The organism is Streptomyces sp. NPDC054956, assembly GCF_053609185.1.
The window spans coordinates 1-5,925 of the sequence record NZ_JBSGXB010000400.1; the positions used below are offsets into that span (position 1 = coordinate 1).

The 5,925-nt window shown below is 71.9% G+C and carries 8 protein-coding genes; 4 read left to right on the forward strand and 4 right to left on the reverse strand.

Annotated elements, in window-relative coordinates:
• Positions 1 to 320, forward strand: a 320-nt coding sequence (locus ACWGDE_RS35090) for an alpha-ketoglutarate-dependent dioxygenase AlkB (RefSeq protein WP_453393113.1), incomplete at its 5' end; no start/stop codon positions are given.
• Between the two features lie 25 nt (positions 321 to 345).
• Complete coding sequence (locus tag ACWGDE_RS35095) at positions 346 to 1,023, forward strand: DUF6304 family protein (protein WP_453393114.1); 678 nt, start codon at positions 346 to 348, stop codon at positions 1,021 to 1,023.
• Positions 1,024 to 1,037: 14 nt separating this feature from the next.
• On the opposite strand, the gene ACWGDE_RS35100 is transcribed toward ACWGDE_RS35095, so the two are convergent.
• Positions 1,038 to 1,334 (reverse strand): DUF1232 domain-containing protein, encoded by a 297-nt coding sequence (locus ACWGDE_RS35100; RefSeq protein WP_453393115.1) that lies wholly within the window; start codon positions 1,332 to 1,334, stop codon positions 1,038 to 1,040.
• A complete protein-coding gene (locus ACWGDE_RS35105; RefSeq protein ID WP_453393116.1) occupies positions 1,334 to 1,798 on the reverse strand; it encodes a MarR family winged helix-turn-helix transcriptional regulator in 465 nt (154 codons plus the stop codon). Before ACWGDE_RS35105 ends, ACWGDE_RS35100 begins: the two co-directional genes overlap by 1 nt.
• 137 nt (positions 1,799 to 1,935) lie before the next feature.
• Between ACWGDE_RS35105 and ACWGDE_RS35110 the strand changes: the two genes are divergently transcribed.
• Together ACWGDE_RS35110 and ACWGDE_RS35115 are read left to right on the forward strand one after the other, a co-directional pair.
• Positions 1,936 to 2,517, forward strand: a complete 582-nt coding sequence (locus ACWGDE_RS35110) for a DoxX family protein (protein WP_453393117.1) — start codon at positions 1,936 to 1,938, stop codon at positions 2,515 to 2,517.
• A gap of 105 nt (positions 2,518 to 2,622) precedes the next feature.
• Complete coding sequence (locus ACWGDE_RS35115) at positions 2,623 to 4,437, forward strand: glycoside hydrolase family 15 protein (RefSeq protein WP_453393118.1); 1,815 nt, start codon at positions 2,623 to 2,625, stop codon at positions 4,435 to 4,437.
• 38 nt (positions 4,438 to 4,475) lie between these two features.
• Here the strand turns inward: ACWGDE_RS35115 and ACWGDE_RS35120 are convergent, their stop codons facing one another.
• Together ACWGDE_RS35120 and ACWGDE_RS35125 are read right to left on the reverse strand one after the other, a co-directional pair.
• On the reverse strand, positions 4,476 to 4,847 hold the full coding sequence (locus ACWGDE_RS35120; RefSeq protein WP_453393119.1) for a peptidoglycan-binding domain-containing protein: 372 nt from the start codon (positions 4,845 to 4,847) through the stop codon (positions 4,476 to 4,478).
• A gap of 144 nt (positions 4,848 to 4,991) precedes the next feature.
• Positions 4,992 to 5,834 carry a helix-turn-helix domain-containing protein gene (locus ACWGDE_RS35125; RefSeq protein ID WP_453393120.1) on the reverse strand — a complete coding sequence of 281 codons (843 nt, stop codon included), beginning with the start codon at positions 5,832 to 5,834 and terminating at the stop codon, positions 4,992 to 4,994.
• Positions 5,835 to 5,925 lie beyond the last annotated feature (91 nt).

The window sequence follows — 5,925 nt, forward strand, 5'->3', positions numbered from 1 at the left end:
AGCTCGGCGAACCCTTCGTCACCGCCGGCCTCTGCCTCTACCGCGACGGCCGCGACAGCGTCGCCTGGCACGGCGACCGCAACGGCCGCTCGGCGACCGAGGACACGATGGTCGCGATCGTCTCGGTCGGAGACCCCCGCGACCTGGCCCTGCGCCCCCGCGACGGCGGCCCCACCCTGCTCCGCCTCCCGCTGGGCCACGGCGACCTGGTGGTGATGGGCGGCTCCTGCCAGCGCACGATGGAACACGCGATCCCCAAGACGGCCCGCGCGGTGGGCCCCCGCATCAGCATCCAATTCCGTACACGGGGCGTCCGTTGAGGCGGCGAGCGCCGATACTGGCGCGATGACCGCCGCTTTCACGTACCAACAGCCGCAGGAATACCCGGCCGTGGTCCACGACCGGTGGGGCAGGTTCGAGACCACGCTCGTCAACGACGGGCAGAACTTCTCGCTGGCGCTGCGGGGCAACCGGTTCGAGGGGCCCATGCTGGCCTATTTGGAACTGTCGGAGTCCGCACCTGAGGGCCAGGAGCAGCCTCCGGACGTCACGGAGGACAGTGAACTGGCCTCGTGCACCGTTGAGTGGCGGATGCCGGTGCCGGTCGCGGGGGTCGAGGCGGGGGCGGCCGAACTGCACGTCCGGCTGCTCCTGGGCGACTCGGAGCCTCGCAGGGGCGCTCCTGCCGAGGTGGAGCTGGCGCTGCACTTGCCGACCGGTATCGTGGAGACAGCCAGGGCTCACGGTCTGATTGAGGACGCACTGTTGTCACTGCAGGGGCATCTGCCCGAGGGCGTCCACCTCCAGGCTTGCTTTACTTGTGCGTTCTCCGACTACAGTCCGGCAGGTTCCGACGTCTTCGGCACGATGGCCTGCTTCCGCGACAGCAAGGACGCGTACCGCGCGGTCCGCACCAAGAGGGACATCTTCGCGCTCTGGCCAGAGAATGCCGGCTCGGTGCAGGAGACCTTCCTCTGCGACCAGTACGAGCGGCGCGCCCCCAACACCGGATACCGGGGCTGACGGCGGGCCCTGACCTACGCCGCGTCCAGTTCCTTCGCCGGGCGGGCCGACGAGGCGGCCGCGTGGAGGGAGCGGAGGGCCAGGAGGAGGATGCCGATGTCGTCCAGGTAGACCGGGTCCGGGATCAGGTCCACCGGGGAGATCGTGTAGACCACGGCCGCCCAGAACAGGGCCTTGTCGCGCAGCGGGATGCCCGCGTCGCGCAGCAGGCGCCGGGCCGCGAAGACCCGTACGAGGAGCACGGCCGCGGTGATCGCCAGTCCGGCCGCGACGACACCCGCGACGACGAGCCAGACGGTCGGAGCGTCCATCAGGCGCCCTGCTCCCGCAGCCGGCGGCTGACCTCGCCGAGGCCGTCCGCGAGGGCGTCGAGCTGTTCGGGCGTGAGCACGTCCACGAGTACCTCCCTCACGGTGCTCACGTGCCCCGGTGCGGCCTCCGCCAATCGTGCGCGGCCGGCGTCGGTGAGGACGGCGTAGACCCCGCGGACGTCGGAGGGGCAGGTGCGGCGGCGGACCAGGCCGGTCTTCTCCATCTGGGCGATCTGGTAGGTCAGGCCGCTCTTGGAGTTGATCAGCCCGTTCGCGAGCTCCGTCATGCGCAGCTCGCCCTCCGGCGCCCTGGAGAGCCGCACGAGGATCTCGTACTGGGGGTGGGAGAGTCCGGACTCGTCCTTGAGCTGCTGGTCGAGGCGCCGGTTGACCAGGGCGGAAGCGGCCAGGAAGCCCTGCCAGGCGCGCATCTCGCGGTCGTCCAGCCATCTCGTTTCAGCCATGGAATCAGCGTACACGGGTCGTTCCAATTTGAATCACAGCATGGTTGCTGGTTAGGGTCGAGTCGGGTTGTTTGAATTTGAACAACACCCATGCACCGGCTCCACCCGCCCGCCCGTCCCCACCGGAAGGCCCCCTCGTGACCAGCCCCTCCACCGCCACCGCCGCCGTAAACCCCGCACCCACCGCCTCCGCCGCGACCGCCGGGCAGTCCGCCCCGTACGTCGCCCTCTCCACCCCCGCCCACGACGTCGGCCTGCTCCTCCTGCGCCTCGTCCTCGGCCTGACCATGGCCGCCCACGGCGCCCAGAAGCTCTTCGGCTGGTTCGGCGGCGGCGGGATCAGCGGCACCGGGCAGTTCTTCACCGCCAGCGGGTACCCGGCGGGCGACGCCATGGCCGTCCTCGCCGGTCTGACCGAGACCCTCGGCGGCCTCGGGCTCGCCGTCGGGCTGCTCACCCCGCTCGCCGGTGCCGCCGTCGTCGGCACGATGATCAACGCGATCGCCGTCCACGGGGCCGGCTCGTTCTTCGCCCCGCAGGGCGTGGAGTACGAGATCCTGCTCACCGTCGGCGCCGCCGCCCTCGCGCTCACCGGCCCCGGCCGATACGCCGTCGACCGCTTCCTGCCCGTCCTGCGCGGCCACCGCCTCGCCCACGGAGCCCTCGCCGTCGTCCTCGGCGCCGTCATCGCGGGCGCGCTGCTCCTCGTACGGAACTGACCCGCGGCGCGGCCGGCCGACCGTCCCCCGACCCGACCCGCACGGGCCCCCGACCCGACCCGTACAGGCCGATTGGATTCGGACATTCGGGGGAAGGGGGCATGAATGACGCAACCCATCGAAGACTACGCACTCATCGGCGATCTGATGACCAGTGGTCTGGTCGGCCGCGACGGGTCCATCGACTGGCTGTGCCTGCCGCGCTTCGACTCGGCGGCCTGCTTCGCCGCTCTCCTCGGCGACCAGGAGAACGGCCACTGGCGCATCGCCCCGGCCGCGTCCCCCGACTTCGCGCGCTGCACCCGCCGTGCCTACGTCGACGGCACGCTCGTCCTGGAATCCTTCTGGGAGACCGAGGACGGCGCCTCCTTCAAGGTCGTCGACTTCATGCCGCAGCGCGACACCGCCCCCGACGTGATGCGGATCGTGGAGGGCCTCACCGGCGAGTCGACCGTCCGCAGCACCCTGCGCCTGCGCTTCGACTACGGGCACGTCGTCCCCTGGGTCCGCCGCTTCGATCCCGCCCGGGACGGCGAATGCGACCGCGTGGCCGTCGCCGGGCCCGACTCCGTGTGGTTCCGCAGCGAACCCCCCGTACGGACCTGGGGCGAGGAGAACAGCACCCGCTCCGAGTTCACCGTCGCCGCCGGCGAGCGAGTCGCCTTCGTCCTCACCTGGCACCCCTCCCACGAGCCGCGCCCCGAGCCCGTGGACCCGTACGCCGCCCTGGAGCAGAGCCTCGCCGATTGGCGCGAATGGGCCTCCCAGTGCCGGTACGAGGGCCCCTACCGCGAGGCCGTGACCCGCTCCCTGATCACCCTCAAGGCCCTCACCTACGCCCCGACCGGCGGGATCGCCGCCGCCGCGACGACCTCCCTGCCCGAGGAGATCGGCGGGGTCCGCAACTGGGACTACCGCTACTGCTGGCTCCGCGACTCCACCCTCACCCTCGGCTCCCTGCTGGCCACCGGCTTCCTCGACGAGGCCCGGGCGTGGCGGGCCTGGCTGCTGCGGGCCATCGCGGGCGACCCGGCCGACCTGCAGATCATGTACGGGATCGGCGGGGAGCGGCGGATCCCGGAGAGCGAGCTGCCGTGGCTCAAGGGGTACGCCTCCTCCGCGCCGGTCCGGGTCGGCAACGCGGCCGTCGACCAGCTCCAGCTCGACGTGTACGGCGAGGTGCTCGACTCCCTGCACCTGGCCCGGTCCTCGGGACTCCCCACCGAGTGGCACGCCTGGAAGATCCAGCTCGCGCTCCTCGACTTCCTGGAGCGCAACTGGCACCGGCCCGACGAGGGGCTGTGGGAAGTGCGCGGCCCGCGCCGCCACTTCACGCACTCCAAGGTGATGGCATGGGTCGCCGCCGACCGTGCCGTGCGCACCTTGGAAGCCAATTCCGCGCTGCCCGGCGACCCGGAACGCTGGCGGGCCATGCGGGAGGCAGTGCACCGCGACGTGTGCGAGAAGGGGTACGACCCCGAACGGGGCACCTTCACCCAGTACTACGGTTCCACCGAACTCGACGCGGCCACCCTCCTCATCCCGCGCGTCGGTTTCCTGCCGCCCGACGACCCCCGGGTGACCGGCACGGTCGACGCGGTGCGCGCGGAGCTCGGCCGCAGCGGCCTGGTCCGCCGCTACAGCACCGAGGGGCCCTCGGTGGACGGCCTGCCCGGAGACGAAGGCGCCTTCCTCGCCTGCTCCTTCTGGCTCGCGGACGCACTGCACCTGACGGGCCGGGAGAAGGAGGCCAGGGAGCTCTTCGAGCGGCTGCTGGCCGTGCGCAACGACGTCGGGCTGCTCGCCGAGGAGTACGACCCCGTGTCCGGCCGCCAACTCGGCAACTTTCCGCAGGCGTTCAGCCACGTCGGTCTGGTGAACACGGCCCTCACGCTGGGCGGCGGTGGCGTGGGGCCGTGACGGCGCGGGGGCGTGACGGCCTGGGGCCGTGACGCGGCTCAGTCCGGGCACGGACCGCGCAGCGCGGCCCAGGTGTCCGGGCCGACGATTCCGTCCACGGCCACGCCGCGGTTGCACAGGTTGCGGTACATGCTCTGGAAGTTCCGGACCGCGTTGTAGGTCTGCGAGCCGAAGATCCCGTCCACCTGGCCCGCGGTGAGGTAGCCGGCGCCCTTGAGGAGGCACTGCGCCTCGACGACCCGGTTGCCGGTGTTGCCCTGCCCGGTGACCGCCGTACCGGTGTAGTACTTCCCCTGGTTGCCGCACGCGTACGTGGCGGCCGCGGCCGGCCCGGCGGTGACCACCCCGCCGAGGGCGGCGGCCGAGGCGAGTGTGAGTGCGGTGGCGAACAAGCGAACGCGGAGCGTCATCGCTGCGGTCTCCTCTGGTGTGGGTCGATGAAGTGGGCGCCGAACCAGGTGCTTTCCGGTTCGGGCACACGTGCAGCATCGCCTCCGCCAGAGCAGAGAAGTAAGACCTGAGTGCCGAGAGCAAACGTTCTTGAACGGATGATGTCAGCCGGAGCCGTGCCTCCGGGCCGCCTCGCGGCGCCGGAGCAGCTCGGCGGTGGCCGCGTCGGCCGGCAGGAAGGCTTCGAGGTGCAGTTCGGCCAGGGTCACGTCGACGGCGGTCGCGAAGGAGGTCAGGGTGGTCAGCAGCCTCAGCTCGCCGTCCGCGGTGCGCAGCCGCAGCGGTACGGCGAAGCCCAGGTGCTCGGCCGGCTCGGCAGTGACCGTCGGCAGGTAGCCGTTCAACTCCTCGATCAACAGGTCGAGTTCCGGATCCGGATGCGCCGACGCCCGGGCCCGGAGGCTCTCCGTGATGTGCCGCCCCCAGGCCGCCGCGTTGACCACGCGCGGCCCCATGCCCTCCGGATGCAGGGCGAGCCTCAGCACGTTCACGGGCGGTGCGAGCAGATGCGCGGCGGCGCCCTCGGTGAGGACCTCGAACGCGGCGTTGGCCAGAACGAGTTCGCCGCGCGGCCCGGCCACCACCGCCGGGTACGGCAGATGGCCGGTCAGGATGGAGCGCAGCGCCGCCATGGCGGGCTCGATGCTCTCCGCGTCCCGGGCCGACTCCGCGTACACGGGTGCGTAACCGGCGGTCAGGAGCAGCGAGTTGCGCTCCCTCAGGGTCAGGCCGAGCGACTCGGCGAGCCGTACCACCATCGCCCGCCCCGGCACGGAGCGGCCGCTCTCGATGAAGCTGAGGTGGCGCTGCGTGGTCCCGGCGAGGGTGGCCAGCTCCAGTTGGCTCATCCGCCGCAGCGACCTGCGCCGGCGCATCTCGCGCGCGAACGGGGAGGGTCGGGCGTTGGCGTTGGCGTTGGCGTTGGTGGCGGCAGCGGTGGTGGCCATGTCCCCTTTCTAGCCGCCGGGCCGGCGGAGCCCGCCATTCCCCGGAGGGAATTGCCGCGCGTGTCCCGGCGGGCCGGGCGAAGACCGGCGG